Source organism: Acidovorax sp. A79, assembly GCF_041154505.1.
In the GTDB taxonomy this organism is placed as follows: Bacteria; Pseudomonadota; Gammaproteobacteria; order Burkholderiales; family Burkholderiaceae_C; genus Acidovorax.
The window spans coordinates 5,532,855-5,557,605 of sequence record NZ_AP028672.1 but is presented as its reverse complement, the minus strand read 5'-3'; the positions used below and the strand labels follow the sequence as shown (position 1 = coordinate 5,557,605).

Here is a 24,751-nt window from a genome sequence, read left to right as displayed (position 1 = left end):
GTGTGGGTACTCCTCAATCCACCATCTCAAAACGCACGGCCACCGCGTCGCGCGGCACCAGGCACGACACCGTGCCCAGGCGGGGCCGCATGGCGGTGCGCACCCCGCCGCCACCCGCAGGCCCGCAGGTGTAGAGCGCGGTCACCTCGCGCACAAGGCGCTGGGCGCTGGCGTGGTCGCGGTGCTGCAGGGCCACGCGCAGGCGCACATCGCGGGCGTGGGCACCTGCGTCTGCAGGGGCGTCCAGCCACCGGCTGGTGTCGTCGCCGAAGATGCTGGTCACGCCGATCAGGTCGATGCGCAGCGGGCCCAGGCCGCTCAATCGCTCGCGCAGCACCTCGCCCGCCAGGCGCGCGCGGGCTTCGGCGCGCGGGCCGGCGTAGGAGATTTCCCCCTCGGCGAACCAGCCGGATTCAAAGCACACGTTGACCTTGAGCGTGGCGGGCCGGGCATGGCCCTGCACGCCTTCCAGCCGCACGGCGTCGGTGCCCACGGCCTGCACGCGGGCCTGGGTGATATCGGCCACCACGTCGGGCGTGAGATACGCCGCAGGGTCGTGCAGCTCGTACAGCAGTTGCTCCTTGACGGTGCGCTCGTCGATGCGCCCGCCGGTGCCGGGCGGCTTGGTGATGGTGCAGTGGCCGTCGGCGTCGATCTCGGCGATGGGGTAGCCCAGTTGCGCCAAGCCTTGTACATCCTTGTAGCCAGGGTCGGCAAAGTAGCCGCCCGTGACCTGCGCGCCGCATTCGAGCAGGTGCCCGGCCATGGTGGCGCGGGCCAGGCGGTCCCAGTCGTCCGGGGCCCAGCCGTAGTGCGCCAACGCCGGGCCCAGCACGAGCGACGGGTCGGACACGCGGCCGCAAACCACGATGTCAGCCCCGGCGCGCAGGGCATCGGCAATGGCCTGTGCGCCGATGTAGGCGTTGGCGCTGACGATGGGCTCCGTGGGCATGGCGCTGCCCAAGGCGCCTTGCAGCAGCGCGCGGTGCTCGGGTCCGCTCAGGTCGTCGCCCTGCAGTACGGCAATGCGCGGGGAGGCCAGGCCCAGCTCGGCCGCCAGGGCGTGGATGCGGCGCGCGGCGCCGTGCGGGTTGGCGGCGCCAAAGTTGCTGACGATGCGCACGCCGTGCGCCAGGCACTGCGCCAGCACGGGGCGCAGCAGGTCCACCAGCAGGGGTTCATAACCTGCATCCGGGTCAGTGCGGCGCGCCAGTTGCGCCAGGGCCAGTGTGCGCTCGGCGAGGGTCTCGAAGATGAGCACCGCAGGCTGGCCGCTGGCGATGAGCGCCTGCACCACGGGCAAGGCCGCGTCGGTGCGGTCACCCGAGAAGCCGGCGGCGCAGCCCACCAGCAGTTTGGTTTTTTGGTCGTTCGGCATGAATCCGTTGTCTCCTGACCATGAATGTAGGAACATGGCTGTATTCTGTGAAATCGATTGTTCTGATGAATCCATCTGATATGCAGATGAATCATTCAGCCCCACCATGAGCGCCCCTCACCTCTCCAGCCGCCAGTTAGACGCCTTCCTTGCGCTGGCCGAGCAGCGCAGCTTCACCCGCGCCGCCACGTTGTGCCACTTGTCGCAGCCCGCGTTCAGCGCCCTCATCCGCGCACTGGAGGACGACCTGGGCCTGCGCCTGTTCGACCGCAGCACACGGCATGTGGACCTCACGCCCGAGGGGCAGAACTTCCTGGAGTCGGCCCGCCGCATCCGCGCCGAAATCACCAGCGCCCTGGCCGCCGTGCGCGACACGGCCACGCTGCAGCGCGGGCGCGTGGCCGTGGCGCTGCTGCCCTCGCTGGCCGCGGGTTGGCTGCCGGGCGTGCTGGCGCAGTACCGCGCGGCGCACCCGGGCATCGAGATCGACATTGCCGACGTACTGTCCGAACCCTGCATCGAGCGCGTGGCCAGCGGCCATGCCGACTTTGCACTGGCCGCCATCCGCGCCGACACCCCCGCGCTGCAGGCCGAGCCGTTCTGCAGCGATGACTTCTATCTGGTGTGCCCCGCCGACCACCCGCTGGCGCGCAGGCGCAAGGCCATCACCGCGCAGGACCTGGCCGCCTGGCCCTTCATCCACCTGGCGCGCACCAGCAGCGTGCGCCAGTACCTCGAGGCCGCCCTGCACCCGCAGGCCATGCACACGCTGATGGAGGTGGAGCAACTGGCCACCGTGATGGGCATGGTGCGCGCGGGGCTGGGCATCAGCGTGGTGCCGGCGCTCACGCTGTTCCATTTCGAGCAGCCGGGGCTGGTCACGCGGCCGTTGTCGCTGCCCGGGCTGACACGGCAGATCTACCTGGTGCGGCGGCGCGACGAGAGCCTGTCGGTGGCGGCGCAGGCGCTGTATGCGCTGGTGATGGTGCAGCGGCCGTGATGGAAGCCAGATATTTTTGCTACTCTATTGATAGCTTTCAGCGCTTACGGGTAAAGCCCCAAATCTGGATTTCGATCAAAATCAGGCCGCGAGCAGCTTCTGGGCCGTCTTATTGCGCTTGGACACGGCCAGTTGCAGCGGTGTGCGGCCCTGGCGGTCGCACTGGGTACGGTCCGCCCCCGCTTGCAACAGCAATGGGATGCAATCGGTCGCCTTGTACAGCACCGCCTCATGCAGGGCATTGCCACCGTGGTACAGCGCCCTGTTGGGGTTGGCACCGTGGGCCAACAGCAGCGCGACCTTGGCTTCAGACAGGCCGTGGATGGCCCACTCCAGGGGGGTGTGCTGCGCATCGGCGGGTGGCTCGGCGGGCAGGCCGAGCGCCAGCACCATCTCCAGCAATGCCACAGGCCGGTCCACGATGCGGCTGGTGAAATCGTGCATGCAGCTGTTGGCGGCATCCAGCCAGGCGGCGTCGCGCGTGGGGAATGCCTCGGGTGCGCTGCGCTGCACCAGGTATTGCATCGTGGCCACGTCCGTGCCTTCGTGCTTCGTGAGGGATTCCGCCAGCAAACGGGGCTGTGGGATTTTGCCGATGCACATCAGCGCATGGTCTTGCGGCCGCCACAGCCGGTCCAGCGCGTGGCCATTTCCTCCATCCACTGCACTGCTCAGCAACTGCTGCCGGTAGGCCTCGTCCGGTGGGGCCTGCGCCAGCAGTTCATCGAGGCGCGCATGGTCGTGGTACCAGATCGCGCTGCGTTGCTGCTCCGGGGTGTCGTACTCCAGCGCGTGTTGCGGCCAGATCACCCGGCCACCGTGCGCCACCAGAAGATCGCGCAGCGCCTGGTGCACGCCCCCGGCCAGGGCCGAATCCCCGTGCTGGCTCACGGCGTTGACCTCTGCGCCCCGCTCCAGCAGCCATTGCGCGGCCTGCACGGCCATGGAGGCTGGCTTGCTCAAATAGTGTGTGGCATCGGCCAGTTGCATCAAGGGCGTGTGCCCCTCGTCGTCCACAGCGTTCACATCCACGCCAGCGTCCACCAGCGCCTGCATCAGTGCAATGTCAAACGCATACGCCGCGCAATGCAGCGGAAACACGGGCAAGGTGAAGCTGGGCATGAGAGTGACCAGCGCCAGTGGGTCGGGTCGCGCCCCGGCTTGCAGCAGGGCGATGATGGCGTCGGTGGGCAACACGCCGCTGGCCTTGCCTGCCTGCGGCGTGAGCAAGTGCACGATGAGCGGCCGGTGGTACAGCACCGTGTTGGGGTCCAGGCCATGGTGGTGCACCAGGTTCAAAACCTCGCCATATTGTTCTTTGGAGAGCCACTGGTGCACTTCTTCCAGCGGGTCCAACTTGCGCACAGCAGCCTCAAACTGCTTGCGCGTGACGGATTTGGGGCCGTTGAACCACAGGCCTTCCGCCTTGGGGCCGTTGTGCCATTCGCAGCTGAACAGCTTGGCGCCCCGCTCCATCAGGCCCGGTGGCCACTCGTTGGCGGCCAGCAGGTTCCACGGCCCGAGGATGGCCAGCTCGGCACACAACTCGGCAGCCCCCGCGAACTCGAAAGAGGCACCCGCATCGCCGCCCAGGCCCAGCATGGCGCCCAGCACGGGGGCCTGTTCCTCCAGCGGCAGATCAGCGGTCGCCTGCGCTTCGGCGGCCCAGGCCGCGGCCTGGGCGCGGGATGAGAAATAAACGGTGTAGTGAAGACGAGACTCAGACATCAGGAAACCTCAGGGTTGGGAGGAGACGCAAGAGCGCACAGCCGCACGCGCCGCCACGGGTTCGGCCTTTTTCTTTTCGAGCTTTTTCAAGGTGGCCAAGCAGGCCTCGGCCACATCGGGCCGCGCTTCGGCCGCGACGTCAAATCGGCTGGTCAGCAGGGCCGCGTCTGCCCGGGTGCCCAGCTGCCCAATGGCCTTGAAGGTCTTTTTCATGAACGCCGCATCGCCACCCAGGATGCGCTCTTCAAGGCGCAGCAGGTCGATGAGTGGCTCCACCAGCGCGGGCGACTGCGTCTTGCCCACTACGTCGAGCAGCCATTTGTACAGGTCCAGGTGGAGTTGCGAAAAGCTCTCGCGTTGTGCGAAGAAGGCCTGGAACAGGCCGGCAAATACCGGGCTGGCCACCTGCTGCAGGATGCGCGCCAGCGTGAAGTGCTCTTGCTTGAACTTACCAGCGTAGAACTCCGGGTCGTGCACGTAGCCCTGGGCCAGCAGAGCATCAAATGCACGGGCCAGCGGCAGCACTAGCCGCTCGCCGTGGGCGCTGACCACATCCACCAACTGCTCCCGCACGGACACGTAGTGCGGCCTCAGTCCGTGAGCCACCATGGCCTCGAAAGCGCCCGGCGCGGGATGCTCCAGCGCGCCACGCATCATCTCGGCATCTGCGTGCCCGTGAACCAGATTCGAAAACGCCCTGCCCAGCAGCGCTGGCGAGGTGATGGCATACAGCTGCGGCCAGTCCTTGGCCTCCATCAGCCGCGCCACACGCCAGGACTCGGCGCTCTCGGCGTCTTGCTCGAAAGGGGTCTCGGGCAGCTCCAGCTTCAGTGACTCACACTCGCAGGCCAGCGCATTGTCCACATGCAAGCGCTGAAAGCGGCGCCCCGCCAGCGGCGCCAGGGTGCTCAGGCGGTTGTCGTCCGCCCACAGCCGCTCCAGCGCCGTACAGGCGGCGAGGGGCGAGAGGTCGGCCACCTGGTTGCCATTGATGTGCAGTTCCTTGAGCGTGGCGTAGCTGGCCGCAAACCCCACCTCGGCGATGCGGTTGTGCGACAGGTACAGGCTTTCCAGCTTCGGCAGATCCAGGCCCGCTGGAAAGGCCCTGAGCTTGTTGTTCCACAGGAACAGAGTTTCGATCTGCAGGCCGTTCAACGCCTCGAAGTCCTGGAAGTCGCAGTGCGCGATGAGTAGCGACTGCAGGCGTGGCAGAGCCCCCAGCGCCTGCAGGTTGCTGAACCGCACGTGCTCCAGTCTCAGGCGCCGCAGCCCCGCGATATGCGCCAGGCGCGACAGGTCCACCGGCTGCGGGGTGCGGTTGCTGCGCAGGTCGATCTCCAGCACATCGTCACAGCCCGCGATCTGGTCGAGATCGGCGTCGGTGAATTTTTCCAGATGCAGGCCGTCCGCATGGTTCAGCACACGGATGGGGCCGTAGAGGCGGTTGGTCCACTTGAGTTTGGTGGTCATAGGCTTGTGTAGCAAAGGCGGTGGCGATGTGCACGGCGGAAGCGGCCGTCACCCACGCGCCAGCACGGCCAGCTCCTGGCGCAGCAACAGCTCCACCTCCGTGGGCTCGAACTGGTCTTTCAGCAGCGGGATGGCAAAGCGGTACGCGGCATCCTGCTTGCGCAGCACATAGGCCAGCTGCAGGCGTGCCAGCGACTGGCGCAGCGCCTGCGCGTCGGCCGTGATGCCGTGGCCTTGCAGCAGCTGGGCCAGGGCCACCAGGCTGGTCTGCCCGGCCTGGGCCGTGTGGTAGACCACCACGCGGTCCAGGCGGCAGGCGGCCTCGTCCTGGCTCAGGCGCCCCCAGCCGGCCAGCGCGTCCTGCACGGGCTGCGAGGCCAGGGCCTGCGCGAGGTGGCGCGCCTCGATGGCGCGCTCGCCGGGTTGCAGGGCCTCCAGGCATTCCTGGCACAGGATGGCCACGAGGTTGGCGCGCTGGCCGCTGGCGTCCACGAGCTTTTCCACCAGCGTGTCGCTGCCAAAACCCAGGCGCAGGCGGCGCAGCGGCTCGGTGGCCAGCTCGCGGCAGGCGGCGCGCTCCAGCCCGCCGATGGCCAGCACCTCGCCAAAGTTGCGCAGGGGGCTTTGGTAGTCGAGCACGGCGGTGGCGTACAGGTCCCAGAAGCCCGCCAGCATGAACCAGCAGCGCCCCTCCTCGCTGAGCGCGCGCAGCGTGGACAACTGGGCGTAGCCGCTGTTCGACTCGTCGCGGAAAAAGAGGTCGGCTTCGTCGATCAGCAAATACAGGCGCTTGCCCGCGTACTGCGCCTGCAGGTGGTCCACGATGGCTTCGAGCGGCGTGTCGGCCGGCAGGCCGAACTGCAGCGCCATGCGCGGCGCCAGGCGGTGGTCGCGCAGCGAGACGTAGTGGCACACGGTGTGCGGGTGGCCCTGCAGGCGGCGCTGCACGGCCTTGAGCAGGCTGCTCTTGCCCAGCTGGCGCCCGCCCACCACCAGGTAGTTGGCGGGTTCGCGGTTGACCACGCGGGCCAGCAGCTGGGCGCGGCCGAAGAAGGAGCCCTCCCGCGTCACGCCACCGCGCGTCTGGTATGGCGAGATGCGGGTGATGCGCAGCTGCGCGGCCAGCAGGCGCAGCAGCACCTGCAGGGCCTCGCCGCCCACCAGCCATTCGGTCTGGCTGGCGCTGTCCACCATCACGTGCAGGTTGGCGCGGTCATCGGCATGGGCCTGCAGCAGGGGCATCGGCGCGTCCACGCTGTGCCCGCTCAGGATCAGCAGCACGTCGCTGCCGGTCTGCGCGGCGCGCAGCTGGCGCAGCACGGCGGCCTCGTCCACGCCGGGAGTGGGCACGAAGACCAGGCAGCGGTCCAGCGACACGGGCAGGTCCGGCGGGAACTGCCACTCGAACACCAGCCCCGGCAGCGCCCAGTCGGTGCTGGGCTGGCTGCGGGCGGAAACCCGCTCGGCCATCGCGCGCACGAGGCCCCCCGCACCCTCTGCCGCGCCGGGCTGCGCGCACAGCACCGCGCGGCCCCAGTCCACCGGGCGGATGTCGGCCGCGAGCAGCGTGGACTCCCGCCGCCCGGTCCAGCCCAGCAGCCGGTCCAGACGGGGCAGCCGCGCGAGCGGGGTGCGGCGAAGGCGCGCGGGCTGCAGCTGCGAAGGCCCGAGCAGGGGGTGGCGCGCGACCCAGACCACCGCGCCCACGGCGAAGATGGCGGCGCACCAGTAGATGAGCTTGCGCAGGCCTTCGAACGGGTCGCGCTCGGACGGCGGCACGGGCGTGAAGTCGTCGGCCTGCCCCTCCAGGCAGTTGATGGGCAGATAGCCCAGGGGAATGGGCGGGCGCCCGGGACGGCAGCTCCAGGTGGTCGTGCCGGGCTTGAGCTCCACCACCACCTGGGTGCCCGCGAGCTTCCCCAGTTCGGGGTTGTGGGCGATGTCGGCCTGCAGCACGTAGGGCCGGGGCGACGTGACGCGCAGCTGCGGGTTGCCGATGCGCGGCGCATGTGTGCGGATGTCCTCGGGCCAGGCGTCCAGCTCGTTGTGCGCCTGCATCATCGCCACGCGCCACTGCACCAGCTCGCCCCAGATGATGCCCGCGTTCTCGGCCCCCAGCGCGGAGCCGCGCGTGGCCGGGTTGAGCTTGGGCGTGAGCAGCGCGCTGCCCACGAACAGCGTGATGGCCGCGATCACCACCGCGCGGACCACGGACCTGGACAGCAGCGGGCTCATGCGGCCGACGAACACGAGTCCAGCACCATGAGGCCCGCGTCGCGGATGGTGGGGCTGCGCCAGTGCAGCCGCGCGGCCTCGCCCGTGCCGCGCACATGGATGAGGTTGCCCCAGAACAGGCGGCGCAGCTCGTCGTCCTGCAGGTAGGGGCGCGCGCGGCCCAGCTCATCGGCCTGCAGCAGCTGCGCCAGCCGTTGCCGGGTGGCCGGTGCCTGCGCGAGGGGCAGCAGGGTCTGCCACAGGCGCGGGCTGCTGGCCAGGTGGGTGCGCAGCGCGGCGCGGTCTGCCTGCGCGCCCTGCAGGCCGCCGCCCGCTCCCTGGTCCACCAGCCACTGCAGGCCTTCCTCGAACAGCGCGGGGTGTCCACCGCTGATCTCCTGCAGGGCCGCCAGCACCGGCTGGGGCCAGGCCTGCTCGGGCCAGCGGTGGCGCGCCAGCTGGGTGAGGTCTTCCAGCGACGGATCGGGCCAGTGGTTGACCTGCGCGATGTTGAGCAGCGACAGGTCGCCGCTGCGGTATTTGAGGTCGGCCAGCGCCTCGCCGCCGCACAGCAGCAGGTGCAGCCGTCCGCTGTGCATCTCGCTCAGGCTGCGCAGGATGCCCGCCAGGGTTTCGCGCAGTTCGGGGGTGCCCTGCTCGAAACGGCTGACCAGGCAGAACAGGCGCTCGCCCGCCAGCAGGCGGCGCTCCAGCGCGGATTCGAATTCGTAGTCGGACGCCACATCGCCAAGCCCGCACTGGCGGCCAATGGCGGCGAAGTACTCGGCCGGCACGGTGCTCACGCTGTAGGGCGGCTGGATGTGCAGCACCGCGCCTTCGCCGTACTGCGCCTTGGCGCGCTGCAGCAGCTCTTGCCTGAACGGCGGCTGGCCCCAGTGGGCGGGCGACAGCAGCAGCGAGATGGGATACGGCACGGCCTGCGCCAGCTGGGCAAACAGCCGGTCCTGGAAGGCAGCGAAGGGCTGCGCCGCGCCCGCCGACTCGGCCTGCAGCGGAAACTCGGGCTCGAAGCCGGCGGCGCTGAGCAGGCGGTTGGCCTCGGTTTCCGTCAGGCGCAGGTAGCGGGTGCAGGCCACCAGTTTTTCTCGCGAGCGGGGGTTGGGCGCCGACAGGCCGTTGCGCCAGTTGTTCACGGCCTCGCGGCTCAGGCCGATCTCGGTGGCCACGCCGGAGGCGCTGGCGCGAATGCGCCGCATGTAGAGCGAGAGAAGCTCCGGAAAGGAATCGTGGGCCATGGCTGTGGGGGTGGGCACTCTGCGCGCCGCGCGGTGAGAGGGCTTTGGAAAGAACACAAACGAAAAGAAGTCGGTGGCTGGCTGGCACGGATTGTGATGCGTGCCGGTGCCGTCCAGCACCCGGCACCTTCCGGCGTTGCCCGCGCAGGCCGCGCTACCAGAGCGCCTGCACCAGGGGCCAGGCCTTGTAGCAACCCAGGCCACAAGCCGCGAGCACCGGGCTGTAGAGCACCAGGGCCCCCAGCACCGCCGTCAGCCAGCCGGTTTCATCCTCCTCGTTTTCGGTCTGCTTTTTCTTTTCCTCTCCCCCCTCCCCCTTGACTGTGTCGAGCGTGGCGGCCTTCTCCGCATCGTCCCCGGGTGCGTCGCCCGTGATCTCCTGCACCAGCATCACCAGCACCACCAGCAGCGAGACACCCAGCACGCCCAGGTAGCCGTACCGCAGCCACGGGCTGTCCAGCGGATAGAAATACGCGGCCAGCACCACGGCGGGCAGCAGGAAGAAGGCGTGCATCTGAAGCCGGTACCAATGGATGCCATCGTCCTTCTTTTCCAGCGCGCCCATCACGAGCTTGTAGGTGATCGCGCCCAGCACGAAGATCAGCCCGCCCCACCATTCGATCTGTGTCAGCATTTTGTGTGTCTCCCTCGGATTCAATGGCTGGACTTGCTGGCGTTGCCGCCCTGCGGCGCTTCGCCACCACGGCCCTCGCTCTCGCCGCCATCTTCGCTGTCGTCGTCGGCGTCTTTGTCCGGGTCGCCGTCCTCGTCGCCATCCCCGTGGAGGTCCTTGTACTCGCTCAGCATGTAGTACAGCGGCAGCACGATGGCCAGCACCAGGCCCAGCCCCAGCCAGAGCCACAGGCCCTTGAACAGCAGCACGGTGACCACCGTGAACGCGATGGCCTGCAGCAGCCCCTTGAAGCCGGCGCGCAGCAGCAGCACCGCGATCAGTCCCTGAACGGGAGAGGTGCCGGTCTTGTGCATTTCCTTGGCCATGTCGATGAAGGCCTGCGCGGCTTCCTCGCCCTTCTTCCTGCGCTCGGCCTCCTGCTTGCGCAGCTTGGACACTGAGACCGGCTTGCCCGGGTCCTTGGAGTGGGCGTGGGCATCTTCCTCGTCGGGCCCTTCGCCAGCCTCACCGGCAGCCACGGGTTCGTCCACGGGCTCCACCACCGCGCGCCACTGCGGGTTGGCCTCGAAGAACGCCTTGCGCGAGACCCACTGGCCCTTGTCGAAGTGCATGCGCTCGGTTTCGCCCACCTGGTCGTAGAACACCTCCAGCACCGCCGACTGCAGGCCGTGGGCAAACAGTGTTTCGAGCGCCCGCAAGGGAAGGTCGTCGTGCGTGCCGGTGTCAAAGCGCAGCAGCAGGTGGGTGCGTTGGGCCAGGACCTCCTGGTTGAACCACTGTTCGTCCCACAGCGCCGCCAGATCCGCGCCCCCCAGTTTCTGGGCCCAGCGCTGCGCCTGTTCGGTATTGCCGGCGGCCAGGTACTGGTAGACCAGCTGGCCGGTCTTGAGCTTGATCGCGTCTTCGAAGAACAGGTGCAGGGTGTGTGCGTTTTGCGACATGGTGCGGCGGTAGGGAGAGTGGGTTCGCGGTGGAAGTACACGAATTGTTACCGGCTTCGCGGGCACCGTCCCTCTCGGCGTTGTCCATCGTCCGGGCCCTGGCACTTGACGCCATGTCAACCACCGTCCTTCAGCAGCACGGCCGTTGGATGGATGCGGTGGGCACCGCGCGCCTCCACGGTTCCAGCACCCGCCGCTTGCCTTGGCGCGCGGGAGCTTCATGCATACTCGACGGCCAGCCCGCCGCGCGGCCGGGCAGCGCCGCGCGGCACGCCACCGGCAGGCCCGCAACCCGTGCGTGGCCCCGCCAGGTTGGCCTGCGGGCCACCACCATCACAAAACCCCGAGGGAGATTCACCATGCGTTCTCACGCACGCTCTGGCGCGCTTTTGCTCTGCGCCACCTTCACGCTCGGCCCCGTTGCCGCCCAGACGGACACCGCCGCCACACCCCAGGCCCGCGCCGCCGCTGTCCGCGCCGCAGCCACGGCCCCATCCCCCGCCTTCAGCGGGACGCGCGAGAAGCTGGTGGTGGCCATGCCCAAGACCTACGCCAAGAGCGAAACCATGCTGCTGTGGGGCGACTACTTCAATCATCTGGCGCGCTGCGGCAACATCGACCTGCAGAACCTGCAGGGCGAGTCGCTGGAACGCAGCACCAACATCGACGTGCTGGGGGAGAAGGACCTCATCGACAGCCTGGTCGCCGGCAAGGCCCAGCTGGCCCAGGTGAACCCCGGCCTGGTGCCGCAGCTGGTGGCCGCCGGCCAGCCCGCGCCGTTTGGCGTGCCGGGCAACAAGGCCAGCGGGCAGCGCAACTCGTACAAGCTGATCCTGATTGCGCGCGTGGACAGCCCGTTCACCAAGCCGCAGGACCTGGTGGGCAAGAAGATCGCGCACACCACGCCCACATCCAACTCCGGCAACCTGGCGCCGCGCGCGCTGTTCCCGGCCATTGGCCTGGTGCCGGACCAGAACTACGAGGTGGTGTTCTCCAACGGCCACGAGCGCTCGGTGACGGGTGTGATGCACGGCTTCTACCCCGCCGCCGCCGTGGCCAGCGACCTGTACCAGCGCATGGTGGTCAAGGGCGATGTGAAGGGTTCGAGCATCCGCACGCTGTGGGAAAGCCCGCCGTTCATGACCGAAACCTGGACCCTGGGCAAGGACGTGTCGCCCGAGGTGCAGGCGCGCGTGAAGAAATGCTCGTACAGCTACAGCTTCTCGCCCAAGCTGCGCCAGCTGCTGCCGGGCAACGACACCTTCTTGCCCATCAACTTCGAGCGCGACTTCGCCACGGTGATGGAGGTCTACAACAAGACCGCGAAGGCGGCGCAGGCCGGCAAGCCCGCCGCCAAGTAGGTGCCCCGCAGCGCCAAGGCGCTGGCGGTTCAGGCCTGCGCGGAGGCGGCCCCAAGCCGCTCGCGCGTGCGCCGCGCGACATCCTTCACCCAGGGCTGCGCGGCCCAGTGCCGCTGGGCAAAGGCATCGATCTGCGCCTGGTAGGTGAGCGAAGCTCCAATCACATCCAGCCCGTCGAGGAACATGCGCCGGTGCCGCTCGGAGATGGTGAACGGTGCGCTGTGCCCTGCCGTGCGCACCTGGCGCTGTTCCACGTCGATCTCCATGGCCAAGGGACCGTTAGTGGCACGGGCCTCGCGCATGAAGGCCTGGGCATCGGCCTCGGTCACCATGGCCAGCAGCAGGCGGTTGTTCATGGCGTTGGAGTAGAAGATCTCGCCAAAGCTCGACGCCACCACGGCCTGGAAGCCGTACTGCTGCATGCCCCACACGGCATGCTCGCGGCTGGAGCCGCAACCGTAGTTGCTGCCGGCCAGCAGCACATCGGTGCCGGCAAACGCCGGCTGGTTGAGCACGAAGTCTTCGCGCGGCTGCCCGGCGCCGTCAAAGCGCAGGTCGTACAGCAGGCCCGGCGCCAGGCCCGACTTGTCGATGCCGCGCAGGAACTGCTTGGGCATGATCTGATCGGTGTCGAGGTTGGCGATGTCGAGCAGGGCCGCCTGGCCGCGCACGGTGGTGTGGTTGTGGTCGGCGCTCATGCGGTCACCTCCAGGGTTCTTACGTCGGTGATGCAGCCCGTGACGGCGGCGGCGGCGGCCATGGCCGGGCTCATCAGGTGGGTGATGGCGCCACGGCCCTGGCGGCCCTCGAAATTGCGGTTGGTGGTGGAGGCGCAGCGCTGGCCGGGGGCCAGCACGTCGTCGTTCATGGCCAGGCACATGGAGCAGCCGGGCTGGCGCCACTCGAAGCCCGCGGCCACCAGGCGCGCGGCGATGCCCTCGGCCTCGGCCTGGGCCTTCACGGCGCCCGAGCCGGGCACAACCATGGCGCGCACGCCACTGGCCACGTGGCGGGTGCCGACGATGCGGTCCACCTCGCGCAGGTCCTCGATGCGCGCATTGGTGCACGAGCCGATGAACACATGCTGCACCGGCACGCCCGCCAGCGGCTGCCCTGCCGCCAGGGCCGTGTAGCGCAGGGCCTGCTCGGCGCTGCTGCGCTGCACGGCGTCGGTGATGTCCTCGGGCCGGGGCACGGTGGCGTGGATGGCCATGGCCTGGTCGGGGCTGGTGCCCCAGGTGACGAAGGGGGCCACGGCGCTGGCGTCGAACACATGCTCCACGTCGAACACGGCGCCCGCGTCACTGCCCAGCGTGGCCCAGTGGGCCAGGGCCTGCGTGCGGACCTCGCCGGTGATGTCGGGGGCCTTGGCCAGCACATAGTCGATGGCGGTGGCGTCGGGCGCGATCAGCGCGCCGCGCGCACCCGCCTCCACCGCCATGTTGCACAGCGTGAAGCGCGCCTCCACCGACAGCGCGCTGATGGCGCTGCCGCAGAACTCCACCACGTAGCCGCGTGCGCCTTGCGCGCCGATGCGGTTGATGACCATGAGGATCAGGTCCTTGGCCGTGGTCCCCGTGGGCAGCACACCGTCCACGCGGATGCGCATGTCCTTGGCGAGGCGGTAGACGAGGGTCTGGGTGGCCAGCACGTGCTCGACCTCCGACGTGCCGATGCCGAAGCCCAGCGCGCCCAGCGCGCCGTACGTGGTGGTGTGGCTGTCACCGCAGATGATGACCATGCCCGGGCGCACCATGCCGTGCTCGGGCGCGATCACGTGCTCGATGCCCTGCAGCGGGTCGTTGGTGTCGAACAGCGGGATGCCGTGGCGGTCGCAGTTGGCCTTGAGGTTGCTGGCCTGCAGGGCCGAAGGCGGGTCCTGGATGGTGCGCCAGCGCACCGGGTGCGTGGGGATGATGTGGCTCACCACCGCCACGTTCTGCCCCGGCACGGGCACGCCGCGCCCGGCCTCGTGCAGGCCGGCAAAGGCCTGGGGGCTGGTGTATTCGTTCATCAGGTGCAGGTCGCAGAACAGCAGAACGTTCTGTTCGTCCAGAACGGCCACGGTGTGCGATGCCACCAGCTTTTGGTAGAGCGTTGAGGGAGTGGTCATGGTCAGCGTCGGGGGTTGTCGTTGGGTGCAGCCTTACCGGTCGGCCAGCAGGAAGGGCAGCGCCGCGTCGAGCAGCGCATCCGGCGCCTCCTCGGCGATGTAGTGGCCGCAAGGCAGTGCGTGGCCGCGCACGTCGGCCGCCACGCGCTGCCACTCGGCCAGGGGCGCAAAGCACTGGTGCACCACGCCCTGCTCGCCCCACAGGGCCAGGAGCGGCATGGCCAGCTGGCGGCCCGCGTCGCGATCGGCGCGGTCATGCACCAGGTCGATGCCGGCGGCGGCGCGGTAGTCCTCGCAGATGCCGTGGGCCGTACCGGGCAGGCCCAGGCAGCGCACGTACTCGGCCAGGGCCCGCGGGTCGAACGGGGCCAGGCCGGCGCTGCGCCGGCCCATCACGTCGCGCACATAGGCGGCGGGGTCGGCCTCGATCAGGCGCTCGGGCAGCGGCGCGGGCTGGATCAAAAAGAACCAGTGCCAGTAGGCACGCGCAAAGGCGTTGCTGGTCTGTTCGTACATGGTCAGCGTGGGGGCGATGTCCAGCAGCACCATGCGCAACACGGCGGCCGGGTGGTCGGCCGCCAGGCGGTGCGCCACGCGGGCGCCCCGGTCGTGGGCCAGCACGGTGAAGCGTGGGTGGCCCAGGTGCTGCATCACGGCCAGCATGTCGGCGGCCATGGTGCGCTTGCTGTAGAGGGCATGCTCGGCATCCCCAGCAGGTTTTGCGGAATCGCCATAGCCCCGCAAATCCGCCAGCACCAGCGTGAAGTGCCGGGCCAGCACCGGCGCCACCTTGTGCCAGATGGCCGAGGTCTGCGGGTGGCCGTGCAGCAGCAGCAGGGCCGGGCCCGTGCCGCCCACCAGCGCGTGGATGTGCTGGCCGTCGGGCGTGGGCACACGGTGGGGGGTGAAGCCGGGGAAAAGCGGAGTCGTCGTGGTCATGGTGTCGTTGAAATTGCGGCGGTGCCTATTCGGCGGTGATGCCCCGCTCCCTGATCAATTTGGCCCACTGCGGCATCTCTTTTTCGAGCCGTGCGCGGGCCTGCTCGGGCGTCGATGGAATGGGGTCGAAACCGTCCTTGGCCATGCGCTCCTTGAGCGCCGGGGTGTTGAGCGCCTGGTTCAGGGTGGTGTTGAGTTTGTCGACGACCGGCTTGGGCGTGCCGGCCGGCGCGAACACGATGAACCAGGTTTCAAACGCGTAGCCAGGCAGGCCCGCCTCGGCAATGGTGGGCACGTCAGGCATGAGCGCCGAGCGCTTGGTACCGGTGACGCCCAGCGCCCTGAGCTTGCCCGCTTGCACATGCGGCTGCGCGGCCGACAGCACCGGAAAGCTCAGCGCCACCTGGCCCGACATGGTGTCGATCATGGCCGGGCCGCCGCCGCGGTAGGGTATGTGCACGATGGGCGTGCCCGCCACGGCCTTGAACAACTCGGCCGACATGTGGAAGGTGCTGCCCGCGCCGGCCGAGCCATACGAGTACTTGCCCGGCTGCGCCTTGAGCAGCGCCACCAGTTCCTTGATGTTCTTGGCGGGCAAGGCGTTGTTGACCACCAGCACATGCTGCGAACTGGCCACCATGCCGATGGGCGCCAGGTCCTTCAGGGTGTCGTAGGGCATCTTGGCCGTCAGGCTGGGGTTGATGGCCAGGGACACGGTCTGCAGGCCGACGGTGTAGCCGTCCGGTGCGGACTTGGCCACCATGTCCACGCCGATGTTGCCGCCCGCGCCGCCCTTGTTCTCGATGAACAGCGAGCCGCCCAGCGCCTTGCCCCATTCATCGGTGATGAGCCGCGCGGCGATGTCGGCGCTGCCGCCCGGCGCATAGGGGACCACGAGCTTGATGGCCTTGTTGGGATAAGCCGCTGGCTGGGCCAGGGCCGCAGCGGGCGACAGCAGTGCCAGCGTGGCGGCGGCCGTTGCCGCCACAGCCAGCCGGCGGGGAAACAGGGACGGTGTCGGGGGGGTGGAATCGGTCATGGGTTGTCTCCTGCGGGTATTTGTTGTGGCTGGATCTTATGAGTGATGTTCAACGCCATAAATACCGTCAAAATCATTTCATTCATAAATTCAACGCATGAATGAGGTACCCATGGACGGCTTTTCGGACCTGCGCTTCTTTGCCTTGCTCATGAAGGAAGGCAGCCTGGCCGCCGCCGCGCAGCAGATGGGCATCACCCCGCCCGCGGTCAGCCGGCGCCTGGCCCAGCTGGAGCACCGGCTGGGCGTGCGCCTTCTGCACCGCACCACGCGGCGCATCCACCTCACGCCCGAGGGCGAGACCTACCTGCTGGATGGTGCCCGCATCCTGGGCGACCTGGAGGCGCTGGAGCGCACGGTGGCCGGCGCGCGCAGCTCGCCGCGCGGGCTCATCAAGCTGGCGGCCACGCTGGGCTTTGGCCGCGTTCACATCGCGCCGGCCCTGTCGGCCTTCTCGCGCGCCTACCCCGAAGTGGAGGTGCAACTGCACCTGACCGACCGGCCCGTGAACCTGGTGGAACAGGGCCTGGATGCCGCCGTGCGCTTTGGCGACCTGCCCGACTCGCGCCTCACGGCCCGCAGGCTGATGGCCAACCGGCGCGTGCTGTGCGCGTCGCCGGCCTACCTGGCCCACGCGGGCGAGCCCGCCCAGCCCGCCGACCTGCTGGCCCACCTGTGCATCGTGATCCGCGAAAGCGATGAAACCTATGGCACCTGGCACCTGCACCAGGGCGGGCGGCAGGAAACGGTGAAGGTGCGCGGCATGCTCAGCACCAACGATGGCGCGGCCGCCACCACCTGGGCCCTGGAAGGCCACGGCGTGCTGATGCGCTCCGAGTGGGACGTGGCAGCCCACCTGGCCGCTGGCCGCCTGCGGCGCGTTCTGCCCGCCTGGGCCTTGCCCGCGGCGGACGTGACGCTGGTGTACCCCACCCGCAGCGACCTGTCGGCCAAGACGCGGGCGCTGGCGGATTTCCTGGCGGCCTGGTTTTCCGGCGACCGGAAAGACCTCGTGGCGCGGCCGGCCGGAGAGCCCTGACATCACCGCCCTGGCCGACAGGCGCCGAGACGCGCCCCCCGTCCTGAAAGGCCGCCCCGCTGCCATTCATCGCAGGCGGGGCGGTGCCCTCCGCCCGCGGTGTCAGGGGAAGGTGAAATCCGTGGTTTGTACGGCACCCTCCGTCAGGACAGGCAGTGCCTGCGTCTTGTCGGCAAAACCACCCAGGCGGGCCTGAACAGCGTAGCGCCCCGCCGCCGCGGAGTCCGCGGCAAACACCAGGCTGGTGCCCGGCGCGGCATAGGGGGCGACCCGCGGCGCGAGGGTAGGTACCGTGAAGCCGTAGGCCCCTGTCACCCCGTCAACGCCCCGGCCGGCCACTTCGATCGTGCCCCCTACCGACAAGGGCTGGAGCACCCGCACCATGGTGTCCACCGGGGCGGTGCCCTTCACCGTCGCGACCGGAGATGGCTGCAGGCTCAAAGGCGCGGCGCCCGCGCCCACGGAAGTCACTGTCTCGGCGGCCACCGGTACCCCCGTGACCACCGTGGTGGTGCGCCCCGCACCCACGACGACCAGCGTGTAGTTGCCCGGAGCCACCGGCTGGAGCAGGAACCTGCCCGCGCTGTCGGGGGTGGTGGCGCGCACCAGCTCACCGTTGAACTGCAGGGAGACGCTGGTGCCCGTGCCGGGTTCCACATAGCCCTGCACACCGGAAACGAAGCGCGGGATCACCGACACCACGGGTTTGAGAAGATACTGGCCCGAGGCGCCAGCGGCCACCACCGACTTGCAGGCATCGAAGTCCAGAACGAAGTCGGCCATCTGATTGGCGCCCACGTCGATATTCACATTCGTCTTGACGCCCGATTGCTGCCCGCTCGGCGTTTTCAGCGCTACTTCCGATGCGCCGGTGGGGACCACCGAATTGGCCAGCGGCTGGGCCCCTGTGTTGCTGGCCAGCACGAGCCGCAACTGCGTGTACTTTCCCGCGGGCAGCGGCACCTGCCCCAGCTCCATGAGCACACCGTTCGTCAGCGTCAGCAGGTCCACCCTGCGTGCCGGGTTCAGCACGATCTCGGACCAGCCCGCATCGTTGTCCGAGGCATTGCTGCTCTGGTGGACGCGTACTTTCTCGACCGTGACATTCACGGCGGAATAGCCGCAGCTGGGGGCATCCGTCATCGCCAGGCGCAACGTGCCATTTCCGCTGGTTTCGCCACCTCCACCACCGCCCCCGCAGGCGGCAAGGCTGGCGATGGACAGTGCACACAGGACGGTGCGCAGACAAGGATGTGTTTTCATGGGGTGGCCTCTTTGGTGAGATGTTGGCGGCTGCGGGACCAGGGGAGCATCCCGAAGAATGTGAAAAATTCACACAAACAACCTTAGAGGCATCCCGGCGCGTGTCTGTAGGACAACACCCAGACTTGGCGACGAGCGGCGCACGCTCTCCGCGCCGCTTTCCACCACATGCCCGCACCGTCCAGCGTTGGGCCACCCATCGGCTCGCTGCCCCTCAGGCACCGTCCATCAGCGTGAGCGCCCCGAACGGCATGTGGTGCATCAGCTCGCGCAGCACCAGCAGGGTGGCCGCGAACGCAGCGTGGGCGGGCAACCCCTCCTGCGAAGCCGGACGCCCTTGGGATACGGAGACAAGCCGGTTGAACACATGCTCCAGGGCATCGAGAGTGAGCATGCGCCGCGGCCCTGGCGCAATGCCCGCCAGGGTGGCGATCTCGTGCAGCGCCGGGTCTGCGGAACAAGGCGCGACCACCGCACCCTGCGGCACCCAGGGGCGATGGCGGACATGGGCGGCGTAGACCTCGTCCTCCACCCGCGCAATGGCGGTCTCCAGCTCGAAGGGGGTGGGAAGCGCCCCGCGGAAAAAATCGCGCGCCGTCTTCTGGCTGCCCAGCGCCAGGGTCAGCACGACGGAGGGCAGCTGAGGATCCAGCCCCGTCGCCACCACGGTGTGCTCCGCCCCCATGTGCAGGGCGGTGGCCAGCTGCCCTGGCACGGCAAGGCCATGGACCCGGCGGTACAGCGACGCGATATCGACGTCCGCATCACCCCCCTGGGGCGACGGCGATGAAGCCACCGGCGGGGCCGGAGGGGGCGAAGGAGATGGCGGGGATGGTGGGGGCATGGACATTCCGCGGTGTGGTGGGCAAGGAGCAGGAGGGCATGGCCCGGGTCCGCGTGGATGGCGGGAAGTCGTTCGTGGATCCGTCCCGTCACGGCCGCGCGGCCTGCGTGACAAATCGCTGGTGGATCTCCACAGTCAGTGCTTCGACGCGCAGCGTGAGCTGGCGCGTCTGTTCGGTCAACAGGGTGTTTTGCTGCAGCAGCTCCAGCACCTGCGCGGCATTCTGCGCGGCAATGGCCTGGCGTTGTTCGCTGGCGATGGCCAGCGCCTCGCGGTGCTGCGCATCCGCGTCGGCATGGTGCTTGTCGCGCGCGGCCTGCCGCGTCTGGGCGAGCAGGATGAGCGGCGCGGCGTAGGCCGCCTGCAGGCTGAACGCAAGGTTGAGCAGGATGAACGGATAGGGATCGAACCTGGCGGCACCCAGCACGTTGATCAAGATCCACGCCGCCACGATCAGCGTCTGCGCACCGAGAAACAGCGGCGTGCCAAAGAACCGCGCAAAGGCCTCGGCCTGCAACGCAAACCGGTCCGTGCCGAAGGTAGGGGCCAGGTGCTCATGGCGCCGGTGAAAGCGCAAGGGGTCCACCCGGGGCGGGCCGTCTTCCAGGGGTGGGGCGTTGTGCGCAGGGTGGGGGTGGGCGGTCATGGGTGTTCCTCTCCGATCGGGGCGCATTCGCCAACAGGCAGCAAACAGGCAGAAGGCGCCTGGCCCCACTCTACGCCTGGACGACTGCCGCCGGTCCGTCAACGCCGCGCTGCCGGGCGTTGAGCCCCGCACACAACCCCTGCGCCGCGCCGACAGGCGCTGCCAGCCTGCGCCTACACGCCGGGGCAGCCGCCGTGCCTACAGTCGAAATGCACAGACAACCGCCGCGCAGCGCATGCCCACAAAGCCCTGCAACGCACCCTCGAAAGCCGCCACCGCAGGAGCAATCCCATGCGCATCCACGCCATGCCTCGCCGCCACTCCCCCTGGTCCCTGGTGATCGGAGCCACCGCACTGATGGCGCTGCTGGCGCTCACGGCCTGCTCCACGCCACGCACGCCCGAAGGCATCCAGGCCGTGACCGGCTTCGATGTGGACCGCTACACCGGCCACTGGCACGAGGTGGCGCGCATCGACCACTCGTTCGAGCGCGGCCTCACCCAGACCAGCGCCACCTACAGCCGCAACCCCGACGACACCGTGAAGGTGGTGAACCGGGGGTACGACCCGGTGCGCAAGGAATGGAAGGAGGCCGAGGGCACGGCAAGCTTCGTCGATGCGCCCACGCGCGCGGCGTTGAAGGTGTCGTTCTTCGGGCCGTTCTACGGCGGCTACAACGTGGTGGCGCTGGATGAGAACTACCAGTGGGCCATGGTGGTGGGCTCCAGCAAGGACTACCTGTGGATCCTGTCGCGCACCCCCACCCTGCCCTGGCATGTGCGCGAACACCTGATCGAGCGTGCGCAGTCCATGGGCATCGACGTGGGCCGCATCCTGTGGGCGCCGCCCGCCAGTGAACAGCATGCCAGGCGCGCAGTGATGACCTGAGGCAAGGCCAGGCGCTGCAGGCGTGGAGCCCGTGCGCCGGATGCCAGCACCTGGCCGCGGCGAAGCACCGCGATGCGATGTGGTGCGCCGCACCCAACCGGCATCAAGCCTCTTTTGCTACCAATTAAATAGCGCCCCGCGCTTTCACCACAAGCGCCAGCGGCCATTTCGGACAGAAACTACTCCGCCCCGGGCACGGTGGCGGCGGCCACCAGGCGCTGGGTGTACGGGTGCCGGGGTGCGTCCAGCACCTCGTCCACGCTGCCGCTTTCCAGCACGGTGCCATCCTTCATCACCAGCACCTGGTGCGCCATGGCCCGGATCACGTCCACGTCGTGGGTGATGAGCAGGTAGCTCAGGCCCTTTTCTTTCTGCAGGCGCTGCAGCAGGCCCAGCACCTGCTGCTGGATGGTGACGTCGAGCGCGCTGGTGGGCTCGTCGAGCACGAGCACCTGCGGTTGCACGATGAGGGCGCGCGCGATGGCCAGGCGCTGGCGCTGCCCACCGGAGAATTCATGCGGGTAGCGCTCGAGCAGCCGCGGGTACTGGGCCTCGGCCAGGCCCACCTCGGCCAGCGCGGCCTCGACCCGGGCGCGCCGCTGGGCCACGCCCAGCGCGGGCTCATGCACCTTGAGGCCCTCGCCCACGATCTCTTCGACCGTCAGGCGCGGAGAGAGCGACGAGAACGGGTCCTGGAACACCACCTGCACGCGGCGGCGCAGCTGCTGGTTGGCGGGCGTGTTGCGCATGGCGGGCTGCTGCCACGCCTGCCCGCCGACCTGCAGCTGGCCGGTGCAGGGCAGCAGGCCCAGGATGGCCTGCGCCAGCGTGGATTTGCCCGACCCGGATTCGCCCACCACGCCCAGCGTCTCTCCGGGCGGCAGCGCGAGCGTGGCGGCCTGCACGGCCACGAACTCGCCTTTCTGGAACCATCCCCGCACGCCGGGGAGCGGCGTGGGGTACACCACGCGCAGGTCCCGCGTCTGGACCACCGGCGGCGTGCCCGCGGGGGAATCGGCGGGTGCCACGTCACGGCGCGGCTGGCTGGCGATCAGGCGGCGGGTGTAGGCATGCTGCGGCGCGCCGAACACCTCGGCCACGGGCCCCTGCTCCACCAGCACGCCCTGCTCCATCACGGCCACGCGGTCCGCGAAGCGGCGCACCAAGTTGAGGTCGTGCGTGATCAGCAGCACCGCCATGCCGTTCTGCCGCTGCAGATCGGACAGCAGGTCCAGGATCTGGCCGCGCAGCGTGACGTCGAGCGCGGTGGTGGGTTCGTCGGCCAGCAGCAGCTGCGGCTCGCTGGCCAGGGCCATGGCGATCATGGCGCGCTGGCGCTGGCCGCCCGAGAGCTGGTGGGGAAAGCTGTTGGCGCGGCGCGCGGGCTCGGGAATGCCGGTCTTGGCCAGCAGCGCAACGGCGGCCTGCGCGCATTGCTCGCCCGTCAGGCCTTTCTTGAGCTGCAGGATCTCGGCGATCTGCGTGCCAATGGTCATCAGCGGGTTGAGCGCGGTCATCGGCTCCTGGAAGACCATGGCGATCTCGCCGCCGCGCACGCCCCGCATCTCGCGCTCCGTGAGCGCCAGCAGATCGCGCTGCCCCCGCAGCATGGCCTGGCCGGTGATGGCGGCATTGCCCGCCAGCCGCAGCAGGCTGAGCGCGGTGATGGTCTTGCCGGAGCCGGACTCGCCCACCAGCGCGAGTTTTTCGCCGGCTGCGATGGTGAAGCTGGCCCCGCGCACCACCTCCTTGGCGCCGAAGCGCACGTGCAGATCCCGCACGTCGAGCAGCGGGGCAGCGGGAGCGCCCCCGGGGGGCAGCGAGGACATGCCGGTGCCAGGCGTGGGGGCGATCATTGATCGGCCTTTCGGGGGTCGAGGGCGTCCCGCAGCGCATCGCCCATGAAGGTCAGCAGCAGCAAGGTGGTGACCAGCACGGCGAAGGTGGACAAGGAAATCCACCACGCGTCGATGCTGTTCTTGCCCTGGCTCAGCAGCTCGCCCAGCGACGGCGTGCCGGGCGGCACGCCCAGGCCCAGGAAGTCGAGCGAAGTGAGCGCGAGGATGGCCGCGCTCATGCGAAACGGCAGGAAGGTCACCACCGGGGTGAGGCTGTTGGGCAGGATGTGGCGCCAGATGATCTGCGCATTGCCCACGCCCAGGGCCCGCGCCGCCTTCACGTAGTCGAGCTGGCGGTTGCGCAGGAACTCGGCGCGCACGTAGTCCGACAGGCCCATCCAGCCAAACAGGGAGAGAAGGATGAGCAGCAGCGAGATGCTCGGGGCGAACACGGCGCTGAAGATGATGAGCAGGTACAGCTCGGGCATGGAGCCCCAGATTTCCATGAAGCGCTGGAACGCCAGATCGGTCTTGCCCCCAAAGAACCCCTGGATCGCCCCCGTGACCACGCCCAGCAGCACGCCCGTCACCGTGAGCGCCAGGCCGAACAGCACGCTCACGCGAAAGCCGTAGAGCAGCTGGGCCAGCAGGTCACGCCCCCGGTCGTCGGTGCCCAGCCAGTTGTCGCCGGTGGGCGCCGACGGGTTGGGCGACTTGGCGAAGTAGTTGAGCGTGTTGGGCCCGTACGGATTGAGGGTGTACAGCGCCCAGTTGCTGCCCTGGCTCAGCCGGTTCTTGATGAAGGGGTCCAGGTAGTCGGTGGGGGTCTCGAAGTCTCCGCCGAACGTGGTCTCGGGGTAGTCCTTGAGCATCGGAAAGTAGGTGTGCCCCTCGTAGCGCACGATGAGCGGCCTGTCGTTGCTGACCAGTTCGGCGCACAGGCTCAGCAGCACCAGGGCACTGAAGATCAACAGGCTCCAGTAGCCCAGGCGGTTGCGCCGAAAGCGCAGCCACGCGCGGCGCGCGGGAGAGAGCGAAGGCGATGGAGAGGCAGGGCTCATCAGGGCTGGCTGTTCGTTTGGTTCAAGCTGGCTGGGCGGGCTGGCGGGCTAGTCAAACTTCACGCGGGGGTCCACCCACACGTAGCACAGGTCGCTGACCAGCTTGGTCACCAGGCCGATCAGCGTGAACAGGTACAGCGTGCCCAGCACCACGGGGTAGTCGCGGCGGATGACGCTGTCGTAGCTGAGCAGGCCCAGCCCGTCGAGGGAGAACAGTGTCTCGATCAGGAGCGAGCCCGTGAAGAACGCACCGACGAACGCGGCCGGAAACCCGGTGATGATGGGGATGAGCGCGTTGCGAAACACGTGCTTCCACAGCACCTGCCGCTCCGACAGGCCCTTGGCGCGGGCCGTGAGGACGTACTGCTTGCGGATCTCTTCCAGGAACGCGTTCTTGGTGAGCATGGCCGTCACCGCGAAGCTGCCCAGCACCATGGCCGTGACGGGCAGCGTGATGTGCCACAGGTAGTCCACGATGCGCGCGCCCCAGGAAAGCTCGTCCCAGTTGGCCGAGGTCAGGCCCCTGAGCGGGAACCACTGCAGCTGCCCGCCAAAGATCACCAGCAGCGCCACGCCCAGCACGAAACCCGGAATGGCATAGCCCACCAGGATGATCAGCGTGGTCACGAGGTCGAACCGCGAGCCCGCCCGCACCGCCTTGGCCACACCCAGCGGCACGGCCACCAGGTAGCTGATGAAGAAGGTCCACAGGCCCAGGCTGATGGAGACGGGGAGCTTTTCCTTCACCAGATCCCAGACGGCCTTGTTCTGGAAAAAGCTCTGGCCCAGGTCGAAGCGCGCAAACTGCCCCAGCATCTGCAGGAAACGCTCGTGCGCGGGCTTGTCGAAGCCGTACAGCGCCTTGATCTGCGCAAGCCGCTTGGGGTCCACGCCCTGGTCGCCCCGGTAGGCCATGCCGCCCGATTCCACGCCGCTCTTGCCCGCGGCCGTGCGCGCTTCGGCCAGGTACTGCTCCACCGGCCCCCCCGGCACGAACTGGATCACCGCGAAAGTCACGAGCAGCACCCCCAGCAGGGTGGGCAGCATCAGCAGCAGGCGTTTAGCGATGTAGGCGAGCATGGGATGGAAAGGGTGACTC

General features: G+C 68.8%; 21 protein-coding genes. 4 read left to right on the top strand and 17 right to left on the bottom strand.

Annotation, left to right across the window (positions count from 1 at the left end):
* Positions 1–13: 13 nt before the first annotated feature.
* The gene (locus tag ACAM51_RS25685) at positions 14–1,378 is read right to left on the bottom strand and encodes an acyclic terpene utilization AtuA family protein (RefSeq protein ID WP_369642289.1); all 1,365 of its coding nucleotides are present in this window, start codon (positions 1,376–1,378) and stop codon (positions 14–16) included.
* Between the two features lie 106 nt (positions 1,379–1,484).
* On the opposite strand from ACAM51_RS25685, the gene ACAM51_RS25680 reads away from it, so the two are divergent.
* Positions 1,485–2,378, top strand: coding sequence for a LysR family transcriptional regulator (locus tag ACAM51_RS25680; RefSeq protein ID WP_218294318.1), 894 nt, complete (start codon positions 1,485–1,487; stop codon positions 2,376–2,378).
* Positions 2,379–2,459: 81 nt separating this feature from the next.
* On the opposite strand, the gene ACAM51_RS25675 is transcribed toward ACAM51_RS25680, so the two are convergent.
* The 6 genes from ACAM51_RS25675 to ACAM51_RS25650 all read right to left on the bottom strand — a co-directional run bounded on the left by ACAM51_RS25675 (position 2,460) and on the right by ACAM51_RS25650 (position 10,621).
* The gene (locus tag ACAM51_RS25675) at positions 2,460–4,106 is read right to left on the bottom strand and encodes an ankyrin repeat domain-containing protein (RefSeq protein ID WP_369642288.1); all 1,647 of its coding nucleotides are present in this window, start codon (positions 4,104–4,106) and stop codon (positions 2,460–2,462) included.
* A 9-nt stretch (positions 4,107–4,115) separates the two neighbouring features.
* The gene (locus ACAM51_RS25670) at positions 4,116–5,576 is read right to left on the bottom strand and encodes a leucine-rich repeat domain-containing protein (protein ID WP_369642287.1); all 1,461 of its coding nucleotides are present in this window, start codon (positions 5,574–5,576) and stop codon (positions 4,116–4,118) included.
* 48 nt (positions 5,577–5,624) lie between these two features.
* Complete coding sequence (locus ACAM51_RS25665; RefSeq protein ID WP_369642286.1) at positions 5,625–7,811, bottom strand: AAA family ATPase; 2,187 nt, start codon at positions 7,809–7,811, stop codon at positions 5,625–5,627.
* On the bottom strand, positions 7,808–9,046 hold the full coding sequence (locus ACAM51_RS25660; protein ID WP_218294315.1) for a hypothetical protein: 1,239 nt from the start codon (positions 9,044–9,046) through the stop codon (positions 7,808–7,810). The genes ACAM51_RS25665 and ACAM51_RS25660 overlap by 4 nt, the downstream gene beginning before the upstream one ends.
* A gap of 154 nt (positions 9,047–9,200) precedes the next feature.
* Entirely contained in the window at positions 9,201–9,680 is a 480-nt protein-coding gene (locus tag ACAM51_RS25655) for a hypothetical protein (protein ID WP_218294314.1), read from the bottom strand.
* 20 nt (positions 9,681–9,700) lie between these two features.
* Positions 9,701–10,621 (bottom strand): hypothetical protein, encoded by a 921-nt coding sequence (locus ACAM51_RS25650; protein ID WP_369642285.1) that lies wholly within the window; start codon positions 10,619–10,621, stop codon positions 9,701–9,703.
* Between the two features lie 359 nt (positions 10,622–10,980).
* Between ACAM51_RS25650 and ACAM51_RS25645 the strand changes: the two genes are divergently transcribed.
* Positions 10,981–11,982, top strand: coding sequence for a PhnD/SsuA/transferrin family substrate-binding protein (locus ACAM51_RS25645; protein ID WP_218294312.1), 1,002 nt, complete (start codon positions 10,981–10,983; stop codon positions 11,980–11,982).
* A 29-nt stretch (positions 11,983–12,011) separates the two neighbouring features.
* On the opposite strand, the gene leuD is transcribed toward ACAM51_RS25645, so the two are convergent.
* Genes leuD through ACAM51_RS25625 form a run of 4 tightly spaced genes read right to left on the bottom strand, consistent with a single transcriptional unit; the run spans position 12,012 to position 16,073 of the window.
* On the bottom strand, positions 12,012–12,680 hold the full coding sequence (gene leuD / locus ACAM51_RS25640; RefSeq protein WP_218294311.1) for a 3-isopropylmalate dehydratase small subunit: 669 nt from the start codon (positions 12,678–12,680) through the stop codon (positions 12,012–12,014).
* A complete protein-coding gene (gene leuC, locus ACAM51_RS25635) occupies positions 12,677–14,095 on the bottom strand; it encodes a 3-isopropylmalate dehydratase large subunit (protein ID WP_369642284.1) in 1,419 nt (472 codons plus the stop codon). Before leuC ends, leuD begins: the two co-directional genes overlap by 4 nt.
* Before the next feature lie 33 nt (positions 14,096–14,128).
* The gene (locus tag ACAM51_RS25630; RefSeq protein ID WP_218294309.1) at positions 14,129–15,034 is read right to left on the bottom strand and encodes an alpha/beta fold hydrolase; all 906 of its coding nucleotides are present in this window, start codon (positions 15,032–15,034) and stop codon (positions 14,129–14,131) included.
* Between the two features lie 25 nt (positions 15,035–15,059).
* A complete protein-coding gene (locus tag ACAM51_RS25625; RefSeq protein WP_369642283.1) occupies positions 15,060–16,073 on the bottom strand; it encodes a tripartite tricarboxylate transporter substrate binding protein in 1,014 nt (337 codons plus the stop codon).
* Positions 16,074–16,185: 112 nt separating this feature from the next.
* Between ACAM51_RS25625 and ACAM51_RS25620 the strand changes: the two genes are divergently transcribed.
* Complete coding sequence (locus ACAM51_RS25620; protein WP_369643891.1) at positions 16,186–17,112, top strand: LysR family transcriptional regulator; 927 nt, start codon at positions 16,186–16,188, stop codon at positions 17,110–17,112.
* Positions 17,113–17,214: 102 nt separating this feature from the next.
* Here ACAM51_RS25620 and ACAM51_RS25615 read toward each other — a convergent pair whose 3' ends face one another.
* The 3 genes from ACAM51_RS25615 to ACAM51_RS25605 all read right to left on the bottom strand — a co-directional run bounded on the left by ACAM51_RS25615 (position 17,215) and on the right by ACAM51_RS25605 (position 19,865).
* Positions 17,215–18,375, bottom strand: coding sequence for a DUF4382 domain-containing protein (locus ACAM51_RS25615; protein ID WP_369642282.1), 1,161 nt, complete (start codon positions 18,373–18,375; stop codon positions 17,215–17,217).
* A gap of 214 nt (positions 18,376–18,589) precedes the next feature.
* Entirely contained in the window at positions 18,590–19,219 is a 630-nt protein-coding gene (locus tag ACAM51_RS25610; RefSeq protein ID WP_369642281.1) for a hypothetical protein, read from the bottom strand.
* A gap of 88 nt (positions 19,220–19,307) precedes the next feature.
* On the bottom strand, positions 19,308–19,865 hold the full coding sequence (locus ACAM51_RS25605; protein WP_218294305.1) for a DUF1003 domain-containing protein: 558 nt from the start codon (positions 19,863–19,865) through the stop codon (positions 19,308–19,310).
* Between the two features lie 291 nt (positions 19,866–20,156).
* On the opposite strand from ACAM51_RS25605, the gene ACAM51_RS25600 reads away from it, so the two are divergent.
* Positions 20,157–20,753, top strand: a complete 597-nt coding sequence (locus tag ACAM51_RS25600) for a lipocalin family protein (protein WP_218294304.1) — start codon at positions 20,157–20,159, stop codon at positions 20,751–20,753.
* 179 nt (positions 20,754–20,932) lie between these two features.
* Here ACAM51_RS25600 and ACAM51_RS25595 read toward each other — a convergent pair whose 3' ends face one another.
* The 3 genes from ACAM51_RS25595 to ACAM51_RS25585 are packed head-to-tail and all read right to left on the bottom strand — an operon-like array spanning position 20,933 to position 24,732.
* The gene (locus ACAM51_RS25595; RefSeq protein WP_369643890.1) at positions 20,933–22,582 is read right to left on the bottom strand and encodes an ABC transporter ATP-binding protein; all 1,650 of its coding nucleotides are present in this window, start codon (positions 22,580–22,582) and stop codon (positions 20,933–20,935) included.
* 23 nt (positions 22,583–22,605) lie between these two features.
* Positions 22,606–23,652: an ABC transporter permease gene (locus tag ACAM51_RS25590; RefSeq protein ID WP_218294303.1), complete on the bottom strand. Its 1,047-nt coding sequence runs from the start codon at positions 23,650–23,652 to the stop codon at positions 22,606–22,608.
* 48 nt (positions 23,653–23,700) lie between these two features.
* Complete coding sequence (locus ACAM51_RS25585) at positions 23,701–24,732, bottom strand: microcin C ABC transporter permease YejB (protein ID WP_218294302.1); 1,032 nt, start codon at positions 24,730–24,732, stop codon at positions 23,701–23,703.
* Between the last annotated feature and the right edge of the window lie 19 nt (positions 24,733–24,751).

Coding starts and splice junctions, on each gene's coding strand:
- ACAM51_RS25600 (WP_218294304.1), top strand. CDS start 20,157: ATGCGCATCCACGCCATGCCTCGCCGCCACTCCCCCTGGTCCCTGGTG.
- ACAM51_RS25625 (WP_369642283.1), bottom strand. CDS start 16,073: ATGACCGATTCCACCCCCCCGACACCGTCCCTGTTTCCCCGCCGGCTG.
- ACAM51_RS25655 (WP_218294314.1), bottom strand. CDS start 9,680: ATGCTGACACAGATCGAATGGTGGGGCGGGCTGATCTTCGTGCTGGGC.
- ACAM51_RS25680 (WP_218294318.1), top strand. CDS start 1,485: ATGAGCGCCCCTCACCTCTCCAGCCGCCAGTTAGACGCCTTCCTTGCG.
- leuD (WP_218294311.1), bottom strand. CDS start 12,680: ATGAGCGCCGACCACAACCACACCACCGTGCGCGGCCAGGCGGCCCTG.
- ACAM51_RS25585 (WP_218294302.1), bottom strand. CDS start 24,732: ATGCTCGCCTACATCGCTAAACGCCTGCTGCTGATGCTGCCCACCCTG.
- ACAM51_RS25630 (WP_218294309.1), bottom strand. CDS start 15,034: ATGACCACGACGACTCCGCTTTTCCCCGGCTTCACCCCCCACCGTGTG.
- ACAM51_RS25595 (WP_369643890.1), bottom strand. CDS start 22,582: ATGTCCTCGCTGCCCCCCGGGGGCGCTCCCGCTGCCCCGCTGCTCGAC.
- ACAM51_RS25610 (WP_369642281.1), bottom strand. CDS start 19,219: ATGCCCCCACCATCCCCGCCATCTCCTTCGCCCCCTCCGGCCCCGCCG.
- ACAM51_RS25660 (WP_218294315.1), bottom strand. CDS start 9,046: ATGGCCCACGATTCCTTTCCGGAGCTTCTCTCGCTCTACATGCGGCGC.
- ACAM51_RS25620 (WP_369643891.1), top strand. CDS start 16,186: ATGGACGGCTTTTCGGACCTGCGCTTCTTTGCCTTGCTCATGAAGGAA.
- ACAM51_RS25590 (WP_218294303.1), bottom strand. CDS start 23,652: ATGAGCCCTGCCTCTCCATCGCCTTCGCTCTCTCCCGCGCGCCGCGCG.
- ACAM51_RS25615 (WP_369642282.1), bottom strand. CDS start 18,375: ATGAAAACACATCCTTGTCTGCGCACCGTCCTGTGTGCACTGTCCATC.
- ACAM51_RS25685 (WP_369642289.1), bottom strand. CDS start 1,378: ATGCCGAACGACCAAAAAACCAAACTGCTGGTGGGCTGCGCCGCCGGC.
- ACAM51_RS25605 (WP_218294305.1), bottom strand. CDS start 19,865: ATGACCGCCCACCCCCACCCTGCGCACAACGCCCCACCCCTGGAAGAC.
- ACAM51_RS25675 (WP_369642288.1), bottom strand. CDS start 4,106: ATGTCTGAGTCTCGTCTTCACTACACCGTTTATTTCTCATCCCGCGCC.
- ACAM51_RS25670 (WP_369642287.1), bottom strand. CDS start 5,576: ATGACCACCAAACTCAAGTGGACCAACCGCCTCTACGGCCCCATCCGT.
- ACAM51_RS25645 (WP_218294312.1), top strand. CDS start 10,981: ATGCGTTCTCACGCACGCTCTGGCGCGCTTTTGCTCTGCGCCACCTTC.
- ACAM51_RS25665 (WP_369642286.1), bottom strand. CDS start 7,811: ATGAGCCCGCTGCTGTCCAGGTCCGTGGTCCGCGCGGTGGTGATCGCG.
- leuC (WP_369642284.1), bottom strand. CDS start 14,095: ATGACCACTCCCTCAACGCTCTACCAAAAGCTGGTGGCATCGCACACC.
- ACAM51_RS25650 (WP_369642285.1), bottom strand. CDS start 10,621: ATGTCGCAAAACGCACACACCCTGCACCTGTTCTTCGAAGACGCGATC.